Here is a 25944-nt window from a genome sequence, read left to right as displayed (position 1 = left end):
TTATAGCGACAAGTTAAAATAAGCCCGGGCCATTGTTGCTACTGGCGCTCGGATGATCTACCGAAGGGAAGCTGGCGGTATAGTTTGAAGTCTGATTATTGATGGTGCCGTTGTAAGAAACCGCATCACTAAAGACGTTCGCACCGGTCAATACGTTACCAATCACAAACGCAATCATGTTAGCCTGAGTCTTCTGGTTGGAGCTGGACAGGACAATCGAGTTATTATCCGTGCTCAACGAACCGACAACGCCATCGCTATCGCGGTTGTTCAGCGCATCGATAATTGTTGGATAATCGTTCGTATTCACGGCACCCAAAATCGTTCCACTGCCCAGATTCAGCGAATCTTTCGCAATGAAACCCACGAAGGGCTTTAGCTGGTCGGTGTCGACTTGAATAATTTGGTTCAGGTAGTCATTACCTTCGTGATCCATCACAATGCCCTGCGCCATGACTTCCAATTGCTGGCCAGGAACCGGCTCCTTGACGGCCACTTTAGCGTAGCCCGTATAACCTGCTCCTAGGTCAACGCCATCAAAGGCGACACGGCGCACATAGTAGGTGTCGCCATCTGGCCCGGTAATGGCGGACCAATCCCCGTCATTTTTCCAAGAGTCAATATCCCAACGATTACGGTAGGCGGACCAGATGGCCTCTTCGCCACCCGCCTCAGCCATCGCGAAGGCTGACGAATACAAGCGGTTGCGCACGGAGGTTCGGTAATCACTGATGTAGCTCGGCAGCATCGTTCCAATAATCAGAAACGCGACCATTGCACAGATAATGGCGGCCAGCAGCATGGATCCGCGTTGAGTAGATTTGCAGTGTCGAATCATCATAATTTAGTTCCTCATTCGGAAGCTGACATCGCGATCGAGCGTGATATTGCGATCCCCCACATCCTTGCTGAAGTTGATGTAATAGCTGACCGTATCGCCCGATTGCTTCACCGAGAAGTTGGATACGTTACTCAGGATCATGTTGTAGTCCCCTGTCCCCTCTGCCCGCATCAGTTCCTGAGTCTTGGAATTATACTGGTAGTAAATGTTTTGCGGGTTGCTGCCAGAAGGCAATGTTAAGGCGATGCTCGTATTCCCGGTAATGCTGGCATTGGCCGCCACCCGCGTATCCGCCGAAATACGCTGAAGCGTGGTCCGCATTTGGCGGTCAAACTCCGAACGCGCGGCCATGCTTAAGTTCGTCTTGGAAAACTGGATGAACATCGAAATCGCACCAGTCAGAACAAAGGTGGCGATCGATACTGCAATGAGCAGCTCGGCCAGGGTAAAGCCCGCCTGCCTACGTTGCGGAGACGCCACTTTCCGTGACGATGGTAACCATGTTTGCATCATGAGTTTTTCCTTTGGTGTCCGTCCATTCGACGGATAGGATGATTTCTACTTGGTCAGAACGACTGCTTCGATTGGTAATTTGCAAAGCACTGGACAAACGCGGGTCCGTGCTGCTGTTGGTAAAGCTGAGGCTCTCCCCAGCTTTAGCCGCTGTTTCATACTTTGCTTGAAGGGCCTCTACTTCAGACCAGTCCATCGCGCGAATAGTCTCCAACTCTGACTCAAGCCAGAATTGGGCATCGCCGTTAAGCCGAGCATTTTCAGAGGCTTGGAAACCAATTGCTAGCGTGGCCATCGTCGACAGGAAAACCATTGCGATAATCACCATCCCAACCATGACCTCCACCAAGGTAACTCCAGCACGCAGGGGGTTATTTTGTGCGCAGCCTCGAAACATGGAGCATATTATACCGCATATTGGCAAAACTGGTTAGTCCCATAAGACACCCTTTTACGGTCCTACGCCAGAAGGGCCATATAGCCCTACTCCAGTCTCAAGCCCCTAATTGGCCCCACTGCCAAACGGGTTTTCATTTCATCCAGAGCACTAAACACCCTTATTTTCTGCACAATTTTTCAACGAGTATACTTATACATAAAAATTACAACTATCGCCACTATCCCCTACCTATATTAGTGTTTTAGATCCCCTTAAATACGCCCACATCCTCCAATTTAAATACCCCCACCCACCTTTTCCAAACAACTATCATTCAATTACTAAGAAAAAAACCCCAACGCGACACAGGGTCTAGTCGAAATGCCATATGGCTCTTATTTATCCCATAACTAAAATGCTATAATAGGCGAATCGTGAAATTAATTTCTGTCCGCTCGCATTCTTCAGGCGCTCGACCTGGCACCACTATTTTAGAGGTATTAATTGCCATGGTCATTCTCGCTATGGTCATCGGCTCCTCAGTCGTTAGCATGGGCTATGGCTTTACCCGTATTGAAAATGCCCGTCATGCCACGCGTATTTCGCAGATTCTACAGACCGAAATGGAGACGATGCGCTCGATGAGCTGGGCAGAAGTCGAGGAACTGGTCAGTTCAGAGGGAAAAGAGTCAAAGTTTGCCGCGCACTATGCAGAGGGAGAAGATCGCATCCGTGACCTGGTAGCTACGCGCACAATTGAGGATGTAAAAACCGACATGAAGCGGATCACGCTGACCGCCACCTGGAAAGATTCCACCGGTGTCGAGCGCGACTTGTCTTATTCAACTTGGTACGGAAAGGAGGGTCTCAGTGATTATTACACACGGGTTTTCTAAGCAACGCAAGGCCTTCAGCCTAGTAGAAGTCATGGTCGCCACCGCCCTTCTAGGGTTACTGCTCACGGGCTTAACCTCCACCTTCATTTTCATGCTGCGCAGCTCGGTGTCACTTGGCAACTACGCCGATATGAACCGCGACGGCTCATATTTTCTGGAAAAATTCGGACGCGAAATCCGCATGACCGAGGACGTTGTCGCCATTAGCACGTCCAGCTTCACGCTCGACATAGACAACGCCAATAGCGACGAAACCGTAACCTATACTTATGACGCTTCCTCTGGTAACTTGATTCGCTACTCCGACACCAACGGCACAAAGGAAGCCATGCTCAATGGCATCAGCAGCCTGACCATCGAATACTACAACATTCTAGGTCAAATTACCACCAACATTAACGAGGTGAAGGCCATACAGCTACGCGTGGATCTGACGAGAGATAATATGCGCAGCGAAAACACGGACCATATCATTTCCGCACGCTACAACATGCGCAACCGCATCATCACGAACTGAGGACAATTTTATGAAACGTCGCAGCTTTCCAGAACGTCGTGGGTCCGCCCTGATGCTCGCAGTCATCCTCTCGGCCATTGTCGCGGTCATATCCGCGTCCTACCTGAAAATGGCCACCAATGAATCCAAGTATTCCTACACCGGCTTTCTGCGCAATGCCGCGCTCAACCTCGCAGAAGCTGGCGCTGAAGAGGCCATTTGGGCCCTCAATAACGAAGACACCGCCAACTGGAAACAACTGTCATCCAACATCCTTTACAAGAGCAGTACTGGTTTCGACTACAAGATGGCCAAATCCACGTCGATCCAGATGATAATCATCGACCCCACCACCGATCCAATCCTGCTCACCCGAGGCCTCATCGAGTTGCCCGACGGCCGGAGCATGGATAAATTCATCCGCATTGACCTAACCCCACGAAACGTCGCGCCCAACGGACTCACCGCCAAGGACAGCATTACCTTCTCTGGCGGCAATGTAACCTTCGACGCCTACGACTCAGACTCTACCAGCATCACCGGAAGCTTGGAAGACGCCGGAACGGTTGCAACCACCAGCGTTATCAATGATGCAGCCAATATCGCCAATAGCTCCGTCATGGGGGGCGTCGCAACCGGCGGTGGCACCGTTGCCCTCGGCCCCAATGCCCGTGTATTTGACGCAGATGATGTCAACAACTACGGCTCAACATCCCTCATTCCTTCGGGTTACGTGAATCCAGACTTAGTCACCGATGATTTTCGCTCTGACTTCCCGCTCATCGAAGCGCCATCCGGCGGGAACTACATAGGCAGTATCAACAACAACACATCACTGGGTTCCGGAACCTACGTGGTCGATTCGATTTCGCTGAACAGCCATAAAAAGCTGGATATTACGGGCGATGTTACACTGATCGTCAAAGGCGACGTGAAAATTAGCGGCAATGGCACAGGTGGCATCTATATAGATCAATCCAACGGCAAACTGGAAATGTACATTGCAGGTGACATGAGCGTGGGAGGAAACGGCTTTGTTAACCTGGACACCACTTCATACGATCCCACGCCTCTGAGTGACTTCGGAGTCGTTCCTGACACCAACGGCTACTCCAAGCCTGAAAACATGATCATTTTTGCCACCGGTGGCTCCGGTCAAAGCATCGACTACCACGGCAATGCAGCGCTATCGGGCGTCATCTACGCCCCTGAGGCCGACGTATCACTCAAAGGTGGCGGCAGCGGCGGTGAAGTGCTCGGGGCAATTATTGCCAACACAATTAAAGTCACCGGCACCTACGGCTTCCACTACGATGTTCAGTTGAAAAACCTGTTTTTCGAGGAAGATTCCTGGCGCATGGAGAGCTGGAATGAGCTTGTCACCGCTAGCGATAAATCCATGTTCCGCAAGGTCTTTGACAATCTGTAGTGTATTTGTTTGAATGTGACTCACTGCGCTTGCCAGCCAACCTCCCATGCATAAGCTAGCAGGTGAATGAATCCCGGAATCAGCATTTGGAACCGCCTGCTTGGCTTCATGGTGGTCATGTTGGTTTGTGTCGGCGGTTTGCTGATTTGGCAACATAAGGAAGGCCAAAAGTCCGGGGAAAACCTCCTGCGCACCGCCGCAAGTCAGCGGCAACTCACGCTGAAACGTGTGAATCGTATTATTTCGCGTTCACTGGAAAATTTTGCACTCACACAAGGTCGTCAGACACTGGAGCAGTTAATCAAGCAACCCGATCTGGCAACCAGCGCGCGTGATGCAGATATTGATTATTTGGCAGTCATTCGCCCTGACGCCAGCATCGCCCTGAGCCAGGACCTCAGAAGGGGCGAGGCCAACGCAGCCTTGGCACCCAACCAACAAACACTCGCCTACTTGATCGAGCAGGGGGAAAATGCCCTCTTTTTCGCCCCCTCCCCCCGCAGTCCGCTGCAATGCGCCTTCACCCCACTACAGCCAGGCAACAGTGGCCAACCCAGTGGCTACCTGCTTGTGGGGCGGAATTGGGACCGTCTTTTCATGACTAACCTGAGTATGTCCGCGGAGGCGCACATCCAGACCATTCCGCTAAACAGCGTCAATGCACTCCCCAGTGGTTTCCTCGATGGCAACCGCGAATACCGCATCACCGAGATCGGCGTAGGCCCCATGGGGCAGCCAGTACTCGCCTATACCGCCACGTTTAATCTCAATCGAGAGCTGGACATCATTCAGCAAAATCAAACCCGCCACCGACAAATTTCACTGGCCGTGCTAGGCGTCATGATGCTCTTCTTCGCGGTGCTCTGGAAATGGCTCGCCTACCCGATACGGCTCGTCTCCGAAGCTCTGGAAACCGACGACCCTACCGTCCTTAAGCCGATTCTAAACGAAGACTACGACTGGGCTCGCATTGCTCAGCGATTGACGGAATCCAGCGAGGCCCGTCTCGAGCTCGCTCGCGAAGTCCAGCGACAACAAGAAGAAGCCCGCATCCGTGAAGAAACCGCCCACGTACGCGAGTCACTTGCACGTGACCTCCACGACGGTGTTATCCAAAGCGTCTATGCCGTTGGCCTCCAGCTGGAGCGAGCCAACCTGATGACCAGCCGAAACCCTGACAAAGCCAAGGAGCGCATCAACGACTGCAAGAACAGCCTCAATGGAGTCATCAGCGAGCTACGTGGCTTTATCAAAGGCCTCACCCCAGAGCCGCTCCAAGGTAAAAGCCTTCAGGACGCCCTTGAGCAGTTGGTCATCCACACGCAAAAGAGCACCGAGGCCAAGCTTCACATCCACATTTCACCCGAAGCCTGTGAGGCCCTCGATACTGCACAATCCCTTCAGCTATATCAGATATCACGCGAGCTGCTCAGTAATGCCATACGCCACGCCCGAGCCCAAAATATCCAAATCCGCCTGGCCTATGACGGTGAATCAGTCCAGCTTCTGGTCATTGATGATGGTATCGGAATAGACGAAACACAGCGCCGGCCTGACAGTCGTGGCATGACTAACCTACAAGATCGTGCTCGACAAATGGGCTCAATTGTTAAAGTTTCGATAAATACCCCCACAGGGACACGAATTAGAGTTACAGTGCCGTTAAATAATACATGATGACTTCCGTTATACCGACCAAAATTATCATAGTGGAAGACCATGAGGTCGTCCGTTTAGGCCTTCGCCAGCTCATTGAAGATTGTGAAGAATTTGAAATCCTTGGCGAAGCTGGCAACTGCCGAGACGCCATGACAGTGTATGAGGAAAAGAAGCCCGACCTCGTCCTGCTAGATCTCATGCTGCCCGATGGCAGTGGGGTCGATCTGTGTAAGAAAATGCGAGCCTCCAGCCACCGCTCCAAGATCCTAGTCCTAACCTCTTGTGAGGATGATCGCTGTATCTTCGACGCATTTGCCCAGGGCATCGATGGCTACATTTTAAAGAACATCAACGGCGAGGCCATTATCTCTGCGCTCCACGACGTCGCCGCCGGCAAGAGCATCCTCGACCCGTCAGTCACCCAACACGTGGTCAACCACATGCGTGATTCCAGCCAGAGCAAGCAGGAAGACCTTGTGGAAACGCTTTCCGCACAAGAGCGCCGCGTCCTGGAACAAGTCGCCAAGGGCCTGACCAACAAGGAAGTAGCCAGCGTGCTCAACCTCAGCGAAAAGACTGTTAAGAATTACTTCAGCAACGTATTGAGCAAGCTATACGCCTCCCGTCGTACGGAGGCTGCTGCACTCTATTGGAGCTATATACGCCGACGTGAGAGCTATCCCTACCCGAGCTCTGGCTCATAGAATTGGATGGTGGAGTTAAGTTGCCACCATCGACCAAGTCTTCCCGTATGGAATTGCGATCGCAGTGTTCACATACGAACTCGCCATTTTTAATACCATCCCCCCAAAAATGAGCTTTTAATTTAAGGTCTGAAGGTTCTGCGGAGATGATATAGAAGCTCTCACCGTAACCTCATTGTAGCGCGTTTATTCTTGTCCACATTGGTTATTTTGAAAATCTTTTTCATAAAACATCTTCGGTGAAAAAGACCCCTTACCAATATAGGGTTCTCTGTGAAGTGAATTACAACACAACCATTATCACTTGGCAGGATTAGCCTGCTGCAACCAAGCAAGGAAAATCAATATGAGCGAAGCACAGACCAAACCTGTAGAAATTCCGGGAACCATTGGCTGGAATGAAGTCATCACTCCCAACAAGGAGGAGAGCATAGCGTTTTACACACAACTCTTTGGCTGGACTACTGAAAACATGGAGCTCCCCGGCGGAATGACCTACACGATGTTTAAGCAAGGTGATCGCCCCGTGGCCGGCTGTGTTCAACCCGATCAGGAGGGCGTTCCTGCTTCTTGGCTCCAGTACGTAAGCGTTGAAGATCTCGATGAAACTATACAAAAAGCCAAGTCTCTGGGCGCTAGCATCATCATGGAACGCGTCGACCTGCCCATGGGCAGCTTTGCGGTAGTCGCAGACCCACAAGGTGCAACCTTTGCCTTTTGGCAGAGTACTGGCGATTGCCCTTCATAACCGTAAGCATATCAAAATTTTTCCACCAAGATCCGGGCCTTCGCTCGGGTCTTTTGCTATGCCACTCTATGAATAGCATCAGCCTAATGATCAGCATGAGAGAACAACCGGCGTTGTCATGACCGAAGTTCTACAGCCTACCAGTAAGCTGAACAATTTTTGCTAAAAACAAAGGGGCCCGCAGCAACGTGCAGGCCCCCTTTCCTTCTCTATTATACCCAATGGTAAGCTATTGGCCGGTCACTGTCCACGTCGCACTGGCGTCAGTAGTCTGCCCCGTGCCATTAACGGCGCGCACCGTCCAAGTGTGAGTCCCTGATGCGGGAGCCGGAACTGTGGCGCCTTGCACCTGCTCACCGAACACTTCCACCTCATAGAGGGAGAAGCCATACGGCGTGGGCGTGTCGATGCAGTAGACGTTGAGGTATCGCGCTACGGCGGACAAGCCGGTCAGGTCGTCGATCAAGCCGTCGCCCGTATTGGTGTAGTAAGCCTCGGTCCAGGTTTCGCCGTCAATGGACGCCTCAATGCGATACTCTGACGCATAGGCGTTTTCCCAATAGAGCTTCACCTGAGTGACCAGGTAATCCGCTCCAAGGTCGATCGTCACCGTCTGCGGCTCAAAGTCATCACTGGCCCAACGTGAGCTTTCGCTGACGCTGTCGCCATCCGTCAGAGCGTAATAGGTGCCCTGCTTGGTGGTCGACGCCACATACGACCGATTCAGCGCGATATTGGCGTGTTCTGTGATGAGTGGCTCGGGTGCGATTTCTCCGATCTTCACACTATCAAAGTAGAACTCGTAGTAATCGACTCCGCTGCCGGCGTCCACAACATCCTCCCAGAAGAAGGAAAGCGGCTCGCCCGCAGGCGCGTTGGAGGCGTTGGCCGGAGCCACCAACGCAAAGGCTGGAGGCGCGGTCGTATCGTTGAGCGTGAACGAGAAGGTTCCCGAACTTTGCTCAAGTCCCGCCCAGTTAACGGCGCGCACCTCCCAAGTGTGGGCTCCATTAGCCAGCGCAAGATTCCGGTGATCCCAGGATGTGCCCTTCCTGGTCGTGTGCACCTTGACGCCGTCGACGTAGACATCGTAATGGCTAATGCCGGTTTCCACATCGGTGCTGGCTGTCCAACTAAAGTTGGGCAGGTCAGGATCAAAGGTTCCCGTGTCTGCTGGCGCAATGAGCGTCGGGGCGCTGGGCGCAGTGGCGTCCACAAGGCCGTAGCCATCGAGGCCCGAGCCATACTGGAACAACGGATCTCCGTAGATTGGCGGCACGGATTCACCCGCAGCGATGTGGGCAATGATTGCATCAATTTCCGCCTGGGTCGCGCCGAGGTCGAAGGGAAGATCCTGACGCTCGACGGTATCCAGGAAATCAGCCCCGCCCACCTGGGCCATCGAGCGCGGCAGTTGGAACGGCGTCTTGCCAGTTGGCGCATAGTCGCCAAAGAGCACTTCAGCCAAGGCAGGTCCACCGCCGTCACCGGCGCGATAGGTCAGGAGCAGCGCATCGGCGCTGAGTTCAGATGCCCCCAGAACGCACGGGCGCGGCATGACGTAAACGACCACGACCGGAATATTCTGATTTAGATAATTATCGATCACCGCAGTTTGCTCCGCTGGCAGATAAGGCTCTTCTTGCGGCCAATACGTGCCATGCGTGTAAGATGGTTCGCCGCAAACCACGATCGCCAGATCGGGAGTCGTTGGCGCCGTATTCAAGTAGACGTTGATCCCCTCTTCCGCCGCACGTTCCGAGATGGCGTCAAACGGAGTGAGGGAGCCTTCCGTCTCGTGGAAGAAGCTCGTCCAGATCACCCATTGTGTGCCGGTGTCCGCGAACGGACCATCAACGACGATGTTGCTGCCCGCCGGTAACTGGATCGGCAGAGCGCCGTTGTTGGTCAGCAGGGTCATCGACTCACGCGCCGCTTGGATGGCAAGGTCGTAGTTGTGGTGATCACGCCACTCGCTTTCGCCATAGAGGTAGTCTCCATAAGGGTTTTCGAAGATGCCCAAACGGAACTTCATATCGAGAATGCGGCGAACGCGGTCTTCCACTACAGCGGGATCGATTTCCGTGTCGAAGTCATCAGCTTCTGGCGTGCCAGGATCGTAATCATTACGCTTGGTCGGATCAGCCCCGCCCATGATGTCGCAACCTGCGTTAGCAGAGTCGAGCCATACCCAACTGTCCAACCAGTCGCTACAAATCAGGCCGTCGTAGCCCATTTGGTTACGGAGGTAGGAGATGATGTATGGGTTGTCACCCGCGCCATGCGTGCTGGGCCCAAACAGCGTGGTGCCGCCGTAGCCCGGCATAATGCCGCCGGTGCCCGCTTCGATCGCAGCGTGCCAAGGGCGCATGTGGTAATGCACGGTAGTGCCGTCGTAAACCATGACTTGCTCACCGCCGGCGCCTTGGCCCGGCCAGTGCTTAGTAGTCACCCAGATGGAATTCGGGTTTAGCTCCGGCCCGGCCTGCAGGCCAACCAGGAATGCGCGGATAATCGCAGAGGCCACATCGGCGTCTTCCCCGCAACCTTCCTGAATGCGTGGATAAAGCACCATCGTGCCCACTTCCGCAATCGGCGACAAAGTGCCGAAAGCGCCGACGGCGCGCATTTCGCGACGCTGCATGTCGCCCAGTTCACGGATAAGGTCATAGTTCTTAGAAGCGGCGAAGGAGGTGCCGGTCGGGAACGAAGTCTTGTAACCATGAATGGTGTCGGCACTAGTGATCGACGGAATGCCCAGACGTGTCGCAGCGTTGGCGAGCTGCGTGGTTTCCTGATCGGAAGGGTCCACCGGGCCGAAGTCAAATCCGGTCAATGGATCGACATCCGAATCGAAGAACATCTGCGAGATCTGCTCGACAAGCGTCATGCGCGAGATCAGGTCATCCACCCGAACGCTCACTGGCTGAGTCCAATCTTCATAGGGCTGAATCGTACCGTTTCGGTTCATGTCACGAGCGCCGTTGACGATATTAATGCCGTCATCAACCTGCTCCAACGTCGGAATATACAAGCTGAAGGTGTTGATATCCGAACGCGGGTCCGAAACGCCGTCCACGGCGACCACATACCACTGATAAGTCCAGCGATCCGGCAGCGGCTCGCTCAACGTGAAGGAGGTCGTGGTGGATTCGCCGATCTTCGTGTAGCGATCGAGCAGTTTGCCCGACTGCGTGAAGTCGTAATTGTCCTGAGTGATGTTCATGTAAACATCATAGCGGGTTGCGCCAGCAACGGAGTTCCAAGTCAGTGTCGGCGTATGCGTGGCTGTTTCCATCGCGCCATCAGCTGGACTGATCAAGGCGAAAGCTCCAACTGGGTCCGGAGCAGCGGGCGTCGTGTATGGATCCTCAATGATGTCGTCTGGATTGTAGCCCTCCTGTTCGTAAATTTCGAAGCTCCACAGCGAGTAACCATAATCCGTTCCGCGATCAATGCCCTGCATGCGGACATAGCGGCCAGTGGCGTCCATTTGCAAGTCGTCGGTCTGGCCGTTGCCGCCGCGAACTTCATAGGCCGTCGTCCAGGTAACGGCATCATCGGATACCTGGATATCATAGTCTAAACCATAAGCGGTTTCCCAGATCAGGAGCACGCGCTTGAAGTTGTAGACCTGTCCGAGATCAACATATATCCACTCATCGTCGATGCCGGAAAGCGAAGCCCAGCGCGACTCGGGGTCCGTCTCGTAAGTCTCGCCATCATTCGCGCGGCTCGGAACGAGCGGTTCTTGTGAAGAGGATGCGTAGATTGGTTTGCCAAACGCGAGGTCCAAACCATTGCTGGCCTTGATTTTCTCAAGGTTGATAGTAAGGCCCTCATAAACGGTCAGTGTCATCGGGAACCCAAAGTCTTCGCCGCCCACGATCTGTTGACCATTTGCATCGACAGCCGAAATGCGCAGATCATAACCGACTCCCAGGCTGACGTAATGCTTGGAAATCGTAATTTCCGTGCCGATATCATAGTTCATCGCATCACTAATTTCCACATTCTGGAAGATGAAGTATTCTTCGTCGTCATTGGTGTTTGGGCTAACGTTCACGCGAACGTATTCCACGTATTCTCCCGCGAGCGTGACGTCCGTTGGCCCGGTAGGTCCGGAATTGTTGTTGCCCGTGCTGTAGACTTCGAAGTCCCACAAGCTATAGCCATATATCGTTCCACGCTCCACGCCTTGCATCCGCACATAACGCGCGGTGACGGTGTCGAACGAAATGTCGTCCGTGCCGCCGTCGCCAGCGGTTTCGGTAAAGACATCAGTCCAGGTCGCCGCATCGTCCGAGACCTGGATAATGTATTGCTCACCAAAGGCGCTTTCCCAAGTCAACACAACGCGGCCAACCGAACTTGCGGAACCGAGGTCCACGTAGATCCATTCCGTATCCGTCTCCAAGGATGCCCAACGCGTGAGGCCGTCGCTGTCTACCGCGAAATCCTTGGACAAACCAACCGGGTCCTGTTCGGATGAGGCAACGACTGACTTACCCGCAGCCAAATCGCCCTCCGGCTGCGCCGCGGAGCCATAGACTTCGAAGTCCCAGAGCGAGTAGCCCCACTCGGAGCCACGCGTCACGCCCTGCATGCGCACGTATCGGCCATTGACTGGTGAAGCCAACGTGATGTCGTCTTCGCCGCCGTCGCCAGCGGTTTCCGTGTAAACGTCGGTCCAAGTGGCCGCATCATCGGAAACTTGTATGAAGTAACCGGAGCCGAAGGCATCCTCCCAGCGCAGGTAAACGCGCTCGATGGATTTTGCTTCGCCAAGATCGACATAGATCCACTCGTCGTCCTCATAAGCGCTGGCCCATCGGGTCGCAGGATCGCCGTCAGTGGCGAGACCTTCAGTGTAGGCACCTTCGATGCTGGAGGCATAGGTGGGTTGGCCTTCCGCAAAGTCTTCTTCGTTAGGCGGTGTGGTGGACTGATCATAGATTGCGAACTCCCAGAGCGAATAACCATAACCGCCCGGGCGTTCGAGGCCATACATCCGAACGTAGCGCGCATCCGCGCCAACGGTTATCGTGTCCGTGCCGCCATTGCCATCTGTAATTTCAGCAATGTCCGTCCATGTCGTGGCGTCGTTAGATGTTTGGATAAAATAATGAGTGGCGTAGGCACCTTCCCAAACGAGTTCAACATCGCCGATGGATTGCACCGATCCAAGGTCGATATAAATCCATTGTGGGTCCGACCAATCGCTGCCCCAGCGGGTGCCGAGGTCGCCGTCGTTAACTTCTGCAGTGGTCAATCCAGCTTGTGTGCTGGATGCGGTGGCGGGCTGGTTTAACGCCAAATTGGTCTGCCCGCTGGCAAGGGTCGCAGCGAGCAGAGAAAGCACGCCTAGTCCCGGTTTGAATATACGAGAATATTTCATCACAGTTGAGGGAATCAGGTTTATGTTGAGAAAAGGCGGGGCCCTTGGGGAGAATGACCCCGCCTTGCAATTCATGGGGGTGGATTTATTGGGAAATTGGGATTGGCCTAGTAGACCTCAAACTCCCACAGCGAGTAACCCCAGGGGGAGCCGCGATCAATGCCGAGCATGCGCACGTAGCGACCACTGCCAGAGACACTCAGGTCGTCTTCGCCGCCATCGCCGTTGGTGACTTCGATGAGGTCCGTCCAATTCGTTGCGTCGCCGGAAACCTGGATCTTGTAGTGTAATCCATAAGCGCCTTCCCAAATCAACACGACCTGAGAAATGGTCTGTGTTGAACCAAGATCCACGTAGATCCATTCGTCGTCTTCAAACTCGCTGGACCAGCGGGTGCCGCCATCGCCATCGACCGCTGCATCGGCGATGTAGACGCCTTCATCAGAGGATGAGAGCACCGGCTGACCTTCGGCTAGATTCGTCGGTGGAGGCGTGCCTTGCGCGTAGATCTCGAACTCCCACAGTGAATAGCCCCAAGGCGAGCCACGGCTTACGCCCTGCATGCGCACATAGCGACCGCTGGCACCGATCGGCAGATCATCCTCGCCGCCGTCGCCACCGGTTACGCTGATTGCGTTGGCGAAGTTCGCCCCATCATCAGAGAGTTGAATGTGGTAGTCTTCGCCATAGGCACCTTCCCAGCGAAGGATGACCGAGTCAATATAGGTGGATTGGCCAAGATCGACGGTGATATACTCATCATCTTCGAAGATGGACGACCAACGCGTGGCCAGACTTTCATCGATCGCCGCCGATGCCTCCATGCCAGCGCCCTCTTCCGACGAGGCCGAAGCCGTTCCGTTTGGGGCGATATTAATGTAGGCACCACCGCCAGCCACATTCACGGTAGCAGTTGCATCAAGCGCGCCACCGCCAGCAACCGTGCCAGTAAAGGTCGCAGTCACGGTGAACGGCCCGCCTTCCTGCGTGGCGGTGTAAGCGCCGTTGGCATCGACGGAACCAGTGTCGGCAGACCAGTCAATTTGGCTCGTTTCGCCACCATTCCAATTGGCATCGAACACGTAGGCATCGAAGTCCGTCGACATGCCGTTAAGCAGCTCCACACCCGTTGGGTTCAGGAACAGCTGCGCGCCTTCGATCGCATCCGCGCCTTCCGATCCATAAACCTCGAACTCATAGAACGAATAGCCATAGTCCAGCGCACGGTCGATGCCCTGGAAGCGAACATAACGCGCACTTGCTTCGACGGCGTGATTGTCGTCTTCTGGCGTGCTTTTTTCTACGGTGAGAATCGTTGTCCAATTCGCGCCATCGTCGGATACCTGCAGCTCATATTCGCTGGCGTAGGCGCCTTCCCAGTCGATCACGATACGCTCGATGTCATAGCTGGCGCCAAGATCGACCTGGAACCACTCATCGTCGTTGCCATGCGCGCTTTCCCAACGGGACACGCCGTCTTCATCAACAGCCAGAGCCGATTCACCTGCTGGCCCCACCACACTCGAAGCATCAGTGGTCTTGCCTGCCGCGACATTTTGCAGCGGCGGATGCACGGCGAAAAGTGCGGTCTGCGAGGCATTGCCGTTGTCGGCAATTACGTAGAAGGCACCCGTGGTTCCGTTGGATGTAAACACGCCGTTCGCATCAATCGAACCACCGCCATCGACTGCCCACACGAGGCCAACCAACGAAACTTCGTCGCCGTATTGGTCGAGGCCAGTCGCGGCGAAGGTTTCCGTCGAGCCTGCTTCCACGCGGGCAAACTCCGGCGTGATCGCAATGTCCGCGAGGTATGGCGCATCGCCAACACGGAACGTGTAAGTTTGCTGCTGACCATCGGCATTGACCGTCACGATGACCGGGTCGGCATTCGTGCTCGCGGTGAAGAGACCGTTTGCATCAATGCTACCGCCGGCGTTGACAGACCAGCTGATGCTCGTCAGCGGATGCGTCGCGCCGTACTGGTCGTAGCCAACCGCAGAGAACTGAATCGTGCTGCCGGGCGTGACCGTCTTGGCGGCGTTCGACGCGGTGATCTGCACGTTGTTCAATGCCTGGTCGAGCTTGTGTTGAACGACCTTCTTTGGCGGAACGGGGAACGTGCCAATCACGCCACCACTGGTGTTGTAAACCGTGGCCGTTTGCTCGACATCGCTCGGATTGTAAACCGCGTAGCTGTAGACTCCAGTGTCGGGATTGTAGAACACCTGGCTCGTCGGGATGTCCGTGTAGCGATCGTAAACGATGTGGCCCAGCGAACGCAGCGCGTGCGTATAGTAATACGTGAGGCCGCTCGTGTCGTTGCCAATCCCGATCGGGTGACCATCGTCGTAAAACTCGTCCATGAGCTCAGCCACCACATCGGCGTCATAGTGCGCCATGTAGCCAAGGATCACGTTGCCGAGACCGACGCCCCAGTCGCCAATGACTTTCTTGGCCTGCGCCGTGTCGACGCCGCTTTGATAGTTGAGCACCTCAAACTCCCACTTGTCCTCGAGGTAATTCACGTCGTAGGTATAATTGGTGTAGAGGTAGTCATACAGCGGCCAGCCTTCGAGCGGTTGGCCAATGGCGGGCGGCACGAGATCCGCGTAATTCGCGAGCGTGCCAGCAGACCAGATCGCCGGGTCCAGCGTGATGGCGCCATCGGGCTCCACGGTGAAGCTCAGTTGACCATTCACGTAAAGCGGATTGCCGCTTTGCGCGAGCGTGTAGGTCGGGTTGTGGTCGTAGGCGAGTTTGATTGCGCCAGCAAACTTTTCAAGCGCGCCCGCGGTATCTGCATTGTGCCATTCGGTTTGCGCGGGGGCGAGATTGTAGTCGCGAATAACGCCACGCGCCGCGCCAGCCATTGTCGGCACGCGGTCTTGTATCATGGAGTTCATTTGCGATTTCGCAAACGCCGGGTCCTCGCCCATGTAAGCCAAGCCGGGCTGAATGGGCAGCCATTGGATGCCATACATCCAACCGGGATCACCACTAAAGAACGTCGCGTAAGCTGGGCCACTGTCAAAAACAATACCCGCCAACTCGTGACCGTATTCTGCAGGCAGTGTGCCGCCGTCGGCAGGGATCGGATTCGTGGCGTCGGGATTGCCGTGATAGTCGACCCAGTATTCCTTGATTGCGAGTCGCTCAATCGCGTAGCCCATTGCGCCAGCGGCAAGCATGTCGTTGTCGTTCATCGCTTCGCCGAGCAGGAAGAGGCCGCACCAGGATTGAATCGACTCCGAGCTCGACTCCTGGTTGTTACCATTGCCTGCGCTGGTGCCACCCGCGTAAGAGTGACCGTGCCAGAGATCGAAGGTGCGGAAGAACGGGAAGTCCGTGTCGTTGCGATCCCAGTTTGCGTATTGCTTGGCGACTAGTTTGGCCATGTCGCCGTAGTCCGCGAGGAACTGCGGATCCTGCAAACCGAGCAACGCAGCCGCCCGGGTGAAGTAGCCATAGTGGAAATGGTGGTCCGTAAACTGCGACGAGCCGTAGGATTCATTGAAGCCGACCAGCGCCTTGTAGCCATCATAGCGGGCAAAGTAATGCTCCACTTCGACGCCGTCGTAGGTAAACCAATCTTCGAGCGCGGCTGTCAACGCGGCCTTCAGTGCATCGACATGATCCGTGCCCAAGTCAGCAGAGATCGTCAGGTAGTCGCCAAACTGCGTGAGGCTTTTGCCACCCCAGTAAGTGTCACCACCGTAGTCCGTGCGCTGCGCGTATTGATCGAGGTAGAAGTCCATGCGCTCCGGCGAGTAATCATGCGCGCCACCGAGCTGACTTGGCGTCGGCAAATTCGGCAGAATGCCCGTGAACGGGAAATCAATCTGCGCAGTATTCGACGCCGACAGCTTCAACTTGCCACGCGGCGTGGTGTAGCTGACCGACGTGAACGTTAGGTCGTTGTCCGTCTCGCGGTAATGATGCGGAATCCAGCCTTGCAGCACGGTCGTGTTGGCACCCTTGAGCGCCTGTGCGGTGACCGTCCAATTCGTGCGGACAAAGCCGTCTGCTGGGTTGTAAGACCACGTCATCATCGTGTCGCGCGGGATCGCGTAGGCGTAGATATCGAAGCCGCTCAACGAGCCCCAGTCCGGCATCGCGCTGATGACGAGATAACTGCCGCTACCGAGATTAACCAGCATTTCGCCATTAGCGTCTTCGAAAGTCGTGCCATCGGGCGCGTGCAGGCCAAATGTTCTCCCCTGCACTTCTACGGACATCGCTGAGCCGGTGTAAGGCAGCGTGAGCAAGTTGCCTGCGGCGTCGCGGAAAATGGCCGAGGCGTCGATGTTTAGTAGCGGGCTCACGCCAGTCGCTTCAACCCACACAAATGGCAGGCCGTGCCCCATCGTCACGTCGTAGTAAGCGTTCGGGTTTTGTTCAAGGCGCATTTGCACGAGCCAGTCCGACCAATCGAGTGCCACCGCGCTGGCGGGCGCAAAGTCGGTGCTGAACTTCGTGGCCGGATCGGCGTCGTTGGTCATCACGACTTGGTCCGCCATGATGTGGCCCCAGCCACCAGTGACATTGTCGACCACTTGCACTTGCGCGCTTTGGCCGTTGTATTCCGAAACGTCCCAGGTCTGCCAAGCGAGATTTTCCGAGTTCACACCCGTCATCGTGCGGACAACATTGCCTCCGACGACGAGTTGAACTTCTGCGGCGCCGGGGTGGTTTCCGCCTCCAACTAAAGCGTGAATGTATTGCGCATTCACAGTAAAGGTCGGCGATGTAAGAACCCCCGTTGATCCATCGCCACCGTGGAAGGAATTGGCCAACCCGGCACCGTTGAAGTTCGTGACTAAAGATTGCCCGGAAACCGAGCCAGCTGCCGGACCGCTGCCAAAGGCCGTGCCTGTCGTGCTCCAACCAGTCGGCCAGCTCGCGCCTTCGAAGTCGGCGAGAATGGTGTCGTTGGGACCAAGCACAATCGCGGCCTGCCCGCCTACGCCGATGGGATACTCTGTCAGCATGTCGGTTCCCGAGGCCGAGAACTCGATGGGGAAGTAAACATTGACCCCCGAGGCATTGGCCTGCACCGAGAGCGGATACGGCCACATATTGCCCGAGTATTGGCTAAAAATCAGGTCCGTCCACCAGTCGTTGGTGGGGACGGGCTCGCCTGCTTTGGACGAGTGAATGTAGAGTTGGCGGTTGAGAAAGTTCGACACCATACCGATGTCTTCACCGCCAACGATGTCTTCATGCGCGGGTGGGAATTCCGCGTAGCTGCCCGCGCCAACGGGCACGGCTTGCTGCGCATGGAGTACGCCCAATTGAGCGAGCGGTAGAGTCGCCGACGCCACTGCAAAGCGGCCCAGGTAACTCCAGTGCGGAGTGCACAGTAGTCTTTTCATGATTATCAGGGTTGGGATTAGGGGAAATCTCAGCCGAAGCTGAGCTTTTAAATGCAATTTTATGCAACTATCAAATGGATACTAAACCGAATAAACGTTCCTTTGGTTAGTCGATCTCTGCGACAAAGCGAAAAAACAATCCTTCGCTCAGTGCACCTTCGGGCGGAACTAATAGGAGTTCACCAGTGCTGAGATCTGCTTGTAGAGTGTAGCCAGCAATTAAAGTCCAGTCGCCAAACGCAGGACGCCTAGCGACATAGTACCAAGAATCTTCGGCAAGCGTGGATGAAGCTTCCCAAGAAATTAACACATCACGAAGTGGCTCAGCAATTCGCAGGCTAATCCCACCCAGCTCCGGCGTAATGCGCATAGAGGGCATGCCGCCACTTATCGCGCCGTCTGACTGCAAGACATACTCTAAGAGGTTCGGTATGCCATCGTGATCGAAATCACTGTCGGGTCCTGCAATAGCATCGTCGGCCTGCGCGCCAAAGGTTTCGTCGCGCCAAACTTGATAAGCTGAAAGCTGTAGTATCCAGTCGCGAATAATTGCCTGATCTTCTAAAGGCATGGGATCATGTGGGCGCATGCGATCGCCCACCTGAGGCTGATCAGAGTTGATTTTCTCCATCAAGTAACTCCGCTCCGGTGAACCAGGCTCCACAAGCTTTATGCCTGGTGCCTCGACACTCAGACGATTAACCAACTCCACAAAACTAGCTGCTGGCTGCAAGTCGAGCCCGCCACTATTCGTGGCAATATCGTTGTGGCAGCCAATGCAATTCGCGGATAAAATCGGCTGAACGTTGGTGATAAAATCGACGCCGGGTGTTACCGCGATGCCAGACAAGTCATCCACATTCAGACCTCCATCGAAGAGCCCAAGCACGATGAGATGTTCGCTCAACTCGCCATCGATTACTGTTTCGCTGACAGATACACGCCCGTAGATCGAAGCGTTCGTATCACCTGTCGTGTCCAGTTGGAACTCCGCATTGGCGTCTGCGGTCGCAATAGGGAAATAGAAGTAGCCCAAGTCGTCGGCGTCCACACGGTGCGCAATGCCCGTCGGCGCGAAGGGTGAATTCGTGTGAAAGTCACGCGCTCCCACAAACGCATACGGCATTTGGTTCGCGCCACTCGTTAAGCCCACGTCGACCACTGCGGGGAAGCCACGCGTGTCCAATATTCGCCCCGTAATTGCGGTGTTGGAAAAATACAAATCTAGTTCAAGCGTCGAGCCATTTATCAGATCAATTACAAAGCCACGCGTGATCGCAGCCATACCTTGCGGCGTTAGATCATCAGCGACAACGACCATGCCAGCGCCAGTGAGTTGCGCAGTAAAAGCCAGGTCAATCGCGGAGCCAGCCGCAATGGTCAACTTGTTTTGATCGGCACCGCTACCGCCCGAAATGACAACGGGCGTTACAGCATCGGCTTGGAAAAAACTTAGTTCGATTGATTCGCCAACGCCGACCGCGCTTCCACTGCTCGCGTCAAAAATTTCGCCGGTAAGCATAATGTTTGGCGTTTCATAGACATGCACCGTAAGTTGCTCGGTAGCGGTTAGGCTCAGCGCATTCGTTACCGTCAATGACACCGTGTAAACGCCAGCGTCACTGAAGGTATGTTGTGGATTTTGCTGGGTGCTGGTAATGCCATCCCCGAAGTCCCAACTCCAGGCAACGATACTGGAATCCGGTGCTGTGGAAGCATCCGTAAAGTCAATCGACAGTGGCGCGGGGCCTTGTTCGGTCGATGCACTAAAGGACGCCACTGGCGGTTCGCCTCCTTGAAAACGGATGCGGCCGATTTCATAGCCATTGCCCAACGATGCGCCTTGATTGGAGTCTGTGTAATACAGCGCTCCGTCCGGCCCGAGCTCGAAAGCAACCATGCTCGCTGGTGGGTTCGAAAGAAAGGCCGCACCGTTGTCCGACGCAATTGGTGTGATCGAATCAAGCTCTGCTCCTGTCAATGACCAGCGCCGAATTTCCTGCCCGTAGCGCGCTTGATAAATCACCGGGTCGTCGGGCGCGAAGGGTCCACCGCGAATAATCGTCACGCCAGTCGCCGATGGACTATGTGTTCGCAAGATGATCCGTTTCCCGTCGGCTGAAGAAGTTTCGAATTCATCCGGCCAACCGCCATCCGCGCCCTTTTCGATGCGCACCAAGCGATCCGTCCCATCACCATTTTCAGAGAGATACATCACATCGTCCAAGGGCGCCGCCGGATCAAACACAAAGCGAAAGGCATTGCGGAAACTGTGAGCCCATACGCGTGAGCGCACACTGTCAGGGTTGCCATCGTAGAAAGGATTATCAGACAGACCCAAGCCGGTCGCGGCGTCAACTTTCAGGATCTTTCCATTATAAACATCGAGGTCATCCACCACGTAGCGGTTGCCGTCGTCGCCCAACATCACGTAAATCGAATACGGATCGTTGGGGTGAAACTGCAGGTCGCCCGCGTTGTGAACATTGGTCTCGTTGGGCAGTCCCGAGAGCAAGATTTGCTCTGAGCCTGGAACCATCTGCAGGAACGTTTCATCAAGCGTAATGCGTGACAGACGCTGGTCAGTGGACGTCGAATAAAACAGATAGACGTAGCGGTTGTTCGCGAAGTCGGGATCAAGGCGCATGCCAAGCAAGCCGCGCTCTCCATCGGTATTCACTGCTGAACGAATATCGGCTACAACTGTCGGCGGGGTAAAGTCACCACCGGCGCCGCCCAGTGGCTGGCGCACCAGCGTGGCGCTCTCCCACTCTACTGTCAGATTTTCACCACCGCCATTTTCAAAGAACTCCACCACCACCGTGTGTTCTCCGGCCACCAAACTTATCGTTCCTTCCTGAGTCACGTTTCCATGTAGACCGTCGTTGTCGACAACTTCTACGCCATTGACCAAGAGTCGGCTACCGTCATCCGAAGTCGTGTAGAAGGTATAGTCGCCAGCAGTCGTTATGTTTAAAGTCGCCGTATAGCGAAAGGCGAAATTATCGTCCTGCAAACGAGGATCGAGGTCAAAGCCAGTGACCGTTCCGCTGGCGACCGGGGACAAGCTATCGAAGTCTGGCAGCTCAGTCCAGATTCCTTCGAAATACTGATAGCTAATGCTGATTTCCGGCCCGTCATTGGGTTCAAGAACAAGCAAACGGCCCTGCTTTTCTATTACGTAAAGTCGGCCCTCATCATCAAAATCCAGCGAGATAACACCGTTACCGCTATAGACCGTTTCAGTGATAAAGTTTGGATCTGAAAACGCTGCACGCAGCGGCATAAAGCTCAAGCCAAGCACCAGCACCATGAATGCAAGGAGAGGCGACCTAAGCTGAGTGATATTCACAGAAAATGACATATCCGGAAGTGAGAACAGACTGTAGAGTGCGGAGCCTAAAATTGGGCATACCCTCAGAACGGCGGCTTATCTGGGAGGATTCAAGCGGCCAATAGTTGTCTGATTTTCAAGCAGATGAAGTTGAATAAAAAGCCGCCAACCGAAGTTGGCGGCTTTGCCTGTAGAAAGCTTATTGCTTGCGACGGCGAACCAAGAGAACGCCTAGAGTCGCGAGGCCCATCATACCGACATAAGTTGAGGGCTCGGGGATAGTCGAAGTGAACTCATAGCCCCCATCCACTGCCGTAGCGATGACACCAGAGTTGACATCATTCACCCGCACACGACCACTGGCCAGCAGGATGTCTTTATTTGCTTCGTCCAAGTTGTCGATGAACAGAACCGAGGTGGACGACGTGATATTCACGTAGTCATCATCACCTAGTGCAAAAATGCCCTGGAAGTTATCGCCCCCGCTGAGATTCAGGCGACCGTCGCCGCCCAAATTGATTTTGCTAGCATTGCCACCATCGAAGGAAACCAATGAAGCATTAAACACACCTCCGTTGATCGTGGCGTTGCTGGTTCCGTTTGGCTTAAATTCCGCCGTATTGGCAATGCCACCTGTCATGAGGAAATTCGCAGCATCTGCACTAATGATGAAATTTGCCGTCGTACTGAAATTACCACCTGCACTTATCGTCATTGAGTCATCGTCCAGCGACAATTCAATGCCGTGCACATCAAACACACCGCCAATGTTCAGAGTATTGGCACCGGTGTTGTTGTAGTTACCTGCGGTGCCGGTATCAAACGAGCCACCTGCTTCAATCGTCAGCGTGCCGCCGGAAGCTTGAATCCAGGCAATGCCGCCCTCTTGCACCCAGCTACCACTGCCTTGAATGGTCAACGTGCTTCCGGTCGAGAGAATCAAGTCTCCACCAGCCGTGTAAACTGTGGCGCCATTAACAGTGGCGTTGTCAGTTCCGTTCAGATTTGGAATGCCGCTCGGGCTCCAGTTGCTGGCCGTGCCCCAGTCAGTGTCCGTCGCGCCGGTCCAGGTGTAATCCACCGCATTCAGCGTGCTGACAAGTGACAGCGATGGAAAGAGAGATAAGGCAATGATTGTCTTTTTCATAGGTATTGAGGGGTCAGTGAGGTATTGGGTTATGAGGTGAAAGTGTCGCAATTTAATGCACACGTCAAGTTTAATTGCATTAAATTACATCCTCAATTTTAAAATATATTGCTTCCTTTAAGCTATTGCTTGATTACCACGGTTTGGAGCGCTTGCCCCGGGATCAAGATGGTCTTTTTACCGCGGCCAAAGAACGAAAGATCGTAGTTAATGGGCTCTTCCGAGGTGTTAAAAACTGCGACTGCAATGGACTGGTCTGGGTTCTGAAACGCAGTCGCCATCAGGGTTTCGTCGTGTCCGGTTAATTCAATGCGCTTCGCGCCTGGTCGCATGTAGCGGCTGAAGTGCGCCATCGCGTAAAACAGCGGTGTGCGGTAAAAAGAGTCTTTACCACTGTCCACCAAAATGGGCGCCAAGCAGTAGTTCCGCGCGTGGTTTGGCCCTCCCCGCGTGTTCAGGAACATGTTCCAATCGACCCAGCCAACCAAGTGGTGATTAAAGCCGCCGATCAAGTCGCGTGCATAGCGGTAAAACGGGCGATACTTCGGGTGGTTAACCTTGTCGTCGTCAGCGGCCCAGATGTAGCCCCAGTCGCTGGCCTCGGGGCGCCAGTACCAGTCGTCTTCCAGCCACACGCCGATCTCCTCGTCGTCGCCCATCGCGTCGATGCAACCTTCGGAATGCAGGATCTGCTTATCGGGGAATTTCGCATGGACTTCGTCCAGGGATTCAGCGCCAACATCCACCGTGCTCTGATACCAGTGCACCGCCATTCCGTCGACATACTTGGCCGACTTCGGGTTGCCAAGAATCGCCTCCGCCCACTCGACCAGGTGATGGCCACGATTTTGATCATAGGCCCACACCTTGAGATCCGGCACGTGCTTTTCCAACGTCGGCCCGAGATAGTCGGCTATAAAATTACTCATCTCGTGCGCACTGAAATGCACGCTCTCCCAGTTGTTGCCATTGCCCAGCGGTTCGTTGGCCGGCGTGATGCCCCAGATCGGAATCCCCTCAGCCTCGTAGGCTTGGATATACTTCACGATATAGTCAGAGAAGGTCTGGTAGTATTCGCGCTTCAGGTTGCCGCCGTTCCAATGGTTGTTGGTCTTCATCCACGGCGGAGGCGTCCACGGCGAGGACAGGATTTTAAATTCCGCGCCCGCAATTCCCTGCGCTTCCTTAATCATCGGCAGTAAATACTTATGGTCGGGCTCGATCGAGAAATGCTTCAAGTCCTTGTCACCCGGCACCGGTGCGTAAGTGTAATTGGTCACGGAAAAATCACTGCTCGCGATGTGTGTGCGCGTCAGGGAAATGCGCGCGCCAGACGGCGAGAAATAACTGCGCAGCGCCAGCTCACGCTTGGTCTTGGAAAGCTCGCTCAAAACCTGCGCCCCCGACTCCGTAAACGAGCCGCCAATGCCAACCAAAGTCTGAAAAGTCTTATCCGGATTTAAAGTCAACGTATAGGAAGCGGAGCCTGTTGCCTGTGCTTCGACTTTGTCCAAGCGGTCGCCTTGCCGTGTTGTTTGATAGATTTCCACATCTGCCGCTGCGCCCGAAGACGTGAGGATGACCGACGCCGATAGCGCCATAAGTGAGGTAAGTTTCGTCATGGTGATTTTAAGCTAAGGTAGGGTTGGGATTGCCGGTTTGACGGCGGACTTTGAGTTCCGCTTCAATCTCGGCGACTTCGTTGTCTGAAAGTGGGTACCAGATGAGGATCAAGCCATTAGCGACCGCCAGAATACCTGGCAAAATAGAGAAGAGCAAGCGTATGCCCAGGATCGCTTCGGGTGTCTGCGCCTGATTCGCGACATAGCCAAAGTAGCCCAGCATCCAGCCGGACAAACCACCGCCAATTGTCAGCCCCATCTTCTGCGCGAACATCGCTGCGGAGAAAACCAGGCCCGTCGCGCGGCGACCAAAACGCCACTCGCCGTAGTCGGCTACATCCGTGTAAATCGCCCACACTAGCGCAGGCGTCGGGCCGGCCAAAATACTGCCAATCGCATTCACGGCGAGCATCGCGCCAAAGGCGTCCGGCGGGATGAAAAAGAAGCCGAGCAAAGTCGCGCCATTGAGCAGCGTCAGCGCCATCAGAGAGTTGCGTTTGCCGAAAGTTTTGCTGAACCACGTGGTCAGGAAAATGCCGCAGATAAACGCAATCGAACCAGAGGTCAGCATGAGCGAGGTCTTATCCAAAAACCAGAACACCGCCTCGCCATCGTCGCCCACATAGTATTTGAAAAAGTGTGCTGTCACTGCGCCGCGTACGGCCACGTTAGACAATGTCAAAATGGCCGCAATGACCATGATGATCCACGGCTTGTTACGAAACAAAAACTTGATGTCCTGCGCAATGCTCGCACTCGCGTCGGCCTGCGGTTTCACGCGCTCCTTCGTCCAGGCAAAGGTAAAGAAAAACAAGATAACTGCCACTGCCGAAAGCAGGCCCATCGTCAGCTTAAAGCCCAAGGCTTCATCGCCACCACCCAGTTCGCGCACCAGCGGACGCACGCCCAGCGAGATCAACAGCGTGCCCGAAAACGCACCGACAAAACGGTAAGTCGCCAGCTTGGTACGCTCTTCGGAGCTCGGCGTCATTACGCCCATCAGCGCCGAGTATGGCACGTTGATCGCGGTGTAAATCATCATCAGACCGATGTAGGTTGCGTAGGCGTAAACCAGCTTACCCAGCTCGCTGAAATCCGGATTCGCAAAGCACAAATAGCCCATCAATCCGAACGGAATCGCCATCCACAGCAGATACGGGCGGTATTTGCCCCAGCGCGTATTCGTGCGGTCGGCCACTGCGCCCATCAACGGGTCATTGATCGCATCCCAAAATCGCGCAGCTACGAACATTACACCCACTGCCGCTGGCGACAACCCAAACACATCCGTGTAATAATACAGCAGGAAAATGTTTACGAACTGAAAGAAGATGTTCGAGGCGGTATCGCCGAATCCATAGCCGACCTTCTCCCGGATCGACAGTTTATCGCTTGCGCTCATG

General features: G+C 54.6%; 15 protein-coding genes. 6 read left to right on the top strand and 9 right to left on the bottom strand.

Annotated elements, in window-relative coordinates; translation table 11 throughout:
- Positions 1-13: 13 nt before the first annotated feature.
- The 3 genes from RBB62_RS17375 to RBB62_RS17365 are packed head-to-tail and all read right to left on the bottom strand — an operon-like array spanning position 14 to position 1751.
- On the bottom strand, positions 14-802 hold the full coding sequence (locus tag RBB62_RS17375; RefSeq protein WP_309400408.1) for a hypothetical protein: 789 nt from the start codon (positions 800-802) through the stop codon (positions 14-16).
- Between the two features lie 42 nt (positions 803-844).
- On the bottom strand, positions 845-1321 hold the full coding sequence (locus tag RBB62_RS17370) for a PulJ/GspJ family protein (protein ID WP_309400407.1): 477 nt from the start codon (positions 1319-1321) through the stop codon (positions 845-847).
- Complete coding sequence (locus tag RBB62_RS17365) at positions 1302-1751, bottom strand: type IV pilus modification PilV family protein (protein ID WP_309400405.1); 450 nt, start codon at positions 1749-1751, stop codon at positions 1302-1304. Before RBB62_RS17365 ends, RBB62_RS17370 begins: the two co-directional genes overlap by 20 nt.
- A gap of 416 nt (positions 1752-2167) precedes the next feature.
- Here RBB62_RS17365 and RBB62_RS17360 point away from each other — a divergent pair, with 416 nt between their 5' ends.
- The 6 genes from RBB62_RS17360 (at position 2168) to RBB62_RS17335 (ending at position 7665) form a co-directional block, all read left to right on the top strand.
- The gene (locus RBB62_RS17360) at positions 2168-2629 is read left to right on the top strand and encodes a type IV pilus modification PilV family protein (RefSeq protein WP_309400403.1); all 462 of its coding nucleotides are present in this window, start codon (positions 2168-2170) and stop codon (positions 2627-2629) included.
- Positions 2604-3146 carry a prepilin-type N-terminal cleavage/methylation domain-containing protein gene (locus tag RBB62_RS17355; RefSeq protein WP_309400401.1) on the top strand — a complete coding sequence of 181 codons (543 nt, stop codon included), beginning with the start codon at positions 2604-2606 and terminating at the stop codon, positions 3144-3146. The genes RBB62_RS17360 and RBB62_RS17355 overlap by 26 nt, the downstream gene beginning before the upstream one ends.
- Positions 3147-3156: 10 nt before the next feature.
- Positions 3157-4554, top strand: coding sequence for a DUF7305 domain-containing protein (locus RBB62_RS17350; protein ID WP_309400399.1), 1398 nt, complete (start codon positions 3157-3159; stop codon positions 4552-4554).
- A gap of 66 nt (positions 4555-4620) precedes the next feature.
- Positions 4621-6231: a histidine kinase gene (locus RBB62_RS17345; RefSeq protein WP_309400398.1), complete on the top strand. Its 1611-nt coding sequence runs from the start codon at positions 4621-4623 to the stop codon at positions 6229-6231.
- Positions 6228-6917, top strand: a complete 690-nt coding sequence (locus tag RBB62_RS17340) for a response regulator (RefSeq protein WP_309400397.1) — start codon at positions 6228-6230, stop codon at positions 6915-6917. The genes RBB62_RS17345 and RBB62_RS17340 overlap by 4 nt, the downstream gene beginning before the upstream one ends.
- 346 nt (positions 6918-7263) lie before the next feature.
- The gene (locus RBB62_RS17335) at positions 7264-7665 is read left to right on the top strand and encodes a VOC family protein (protein WP_309400396.1); all 402 of its coding nucleotides are present in this window, start codon (positions 7264-7266) and stop codon (positions 7663-7665) included.
- Positions 7666-7894: 229 nt separating this feature from the next.
- Here RBB62_RS17335 and RBB62_RS17330 read toward each other — a convergent pair whose 3' ends face one another.
- From RBB62_RS17330 to RBB62_RS17305, 6 genes are all read right to left on the bottom strand, one after another.
- A complete protein-coding gene (locus RBB62_RS17330) occupies positions 7895-13063 on the bottom strand; it encodes a galactose-binding domain-containing protein (RefSeq protein WP_309400395.1) in 5169 nt (1722 codons plus the stop codon).
- 107 nt (positions 13064-13170) lie between these two features.
- Positions 13171-18438: a discoidin domain-containing protein gene (locus RBB62_RS17325; protein WP_309400394.1), complete on the bottom strand. Its 5268-nt coding sequence runs from the start codon at positions 18436-18438 to the stop codon at positions 13171-13173.
- A 106-nt stretch (positions 18439-18544) separates the two neighbouring features.
- Entirely contained in the window at positions 18545-21724 is a 3180-nt protein-coding gene (locus RBB62_RS17320; protein ID WP_309400392.1) for a PQQ-dependent sugar dehydrogenase, read from the bottom strand.
- A 247-nt stretch (positions 21725-21971) separates the two neighbouring features.
- Positions 21972-22919, bottom strand: a complete 948-nt coding sequence (locus RBB62_RS17315; RefSeq protein ID WP_309400390.1) for a PEP-CTERM sorting domain-containing protein — start codon at positions 22917-22919, stop codon at positions 21972-21974.
- A gap of 122 nt (positions 22920-23041) precedes the next feature.
- The gene (locus RBB62_RS17310) at positions 23042-24541 is read right to left on the bottom strand and encodes a glycoside hydrolase family 30 protein (RefSeq protein WP_309400389.1); all 1500 of its coding nucleotides are present in this window, start codon (positions 24539-24541) and stop codon (positions 23042-23044) included.
- Positions 24542-24548: 7 nt separating this feature from the next.
- Positions 24549-25943 carry an MFS transporter gene (locus tag RBB62_RS17305; RefSeq protein WP_309400388.1) on the bottom strand — a complete coding sequence of 465 codons (1395 nt, stop codon included), beginning with the start codon at positions 25941-25943 and terminating at the stop codon, positions 24549-24551.
- Position 25944 lies beyond the last annotated feature (1 nt).

The sequence above is a fragment of the Cerasicoccus maritimus genome (assembly GCA_031296935.1).
GTDB lineage: Bacteria > Verrucomicrobiota > Verrucomicrobiia > Opitutales > Cerasicoccaceae > Cerasicoccus > Cerasicoccus maritimus.
The sequence above is the reverse complement of the archived record's forward strand: the minus strand, read 5'-3'. Positions and strand labels throughout refer to the sequence as shown.

What these genes read in the sequence shown, in the direction of transcription:
- RBB62_RS17375 (WP_309400408.1), bottom strand. Translation starts at nt 802, where the DNA reads ATGCTGCTGGCCGCCATTATCTGTGCAATGGTCGCGTTTCTGATTATT.
- RBB62_RS17365 (WP_309400405.1), bottom strand. Translation starts at nt 1,751, where the DNA reads ATGTTTCGAGGCTGCGCACAAAATAACCCCCTGCGTGCTGGAGTTACC.
- RBB62_RS17350 (WP_309400399.1), top strand. Translation starts at nt 3,157, where the DNA reads ATGAAACGTCGCAGCTTTCCAGAACGTCGTGGGTCCGCCCTGATGCTC.
- RBB62_RS17345 (WP_309400398.1), top strand. Translation starts at nt 4,621, where the DNA reads ATGAATCCCGGAATCAGCATTTGGAACCGCCTGCTTGGCTTCATGGTG.
- RBB62_RS17340 (WP_309400397.1), top strand. Translation starts at nt 6,228, where the DNA reads ATGATGACTTCCGTTATACCGACCAAAATTATCATAGTGGAAGACCAT.
- RBB62_RS17335 (WP_309400396.1), top strand. Translation starts at nt 7,264, where the DNA reads ATGAGCGAAGCACAGACCAAACCTGTAGAAATTCCGGGAACCATTGGC.
- RBB62_RS17330 (WP_309400395.1), bottom strand. Translation starts at nt 13,063, where the DNA reads ATGAAATATTCTCGTATATTCAAACCGGGACTAGGCGTGCTTTCTCTG.
- RBB62_RS17325 (WP_309400394.1), bottom strand. Translation starts at nt 18,438, where the DNA reads ATGAAAAGACTACTGTGCACTCCGCACTGGAGTTACCTGGGCCGCTTT.
- RBB62_RS17320 (WP_309400392.1), bottom strand. Translation starts at nt 21,724, where the DNA reads ATGCCGCTGCGTGCAGCGTTTTCAGATCCAAACTTTATCACTGAAACG.
- RBB62_RS17315 (WP_309400390.1), bottom strand. Translation starts at nt 22,919, where the DNA reads ATGAAAAAGACAATCATTGCCTTATCTCTCTTTCCATCGCTGTCACTT.
- RBB62_RS17310 (WP_309400389.1), bottom strand. Translation starts at nt 24,541, where the DNA reads ATGACGAAACTTACCTCACTTATGGCGCTATCGGCGTCGGTCATCCTC.
- RBB62_RS17305 (WP_309400388.1), bottom strand. Translation starts at nt 25,943, where the DNA reads ATGAGCGCAAGCGATAAACTGTCGATCCGGGAGAAGGTCGGCTATGGA.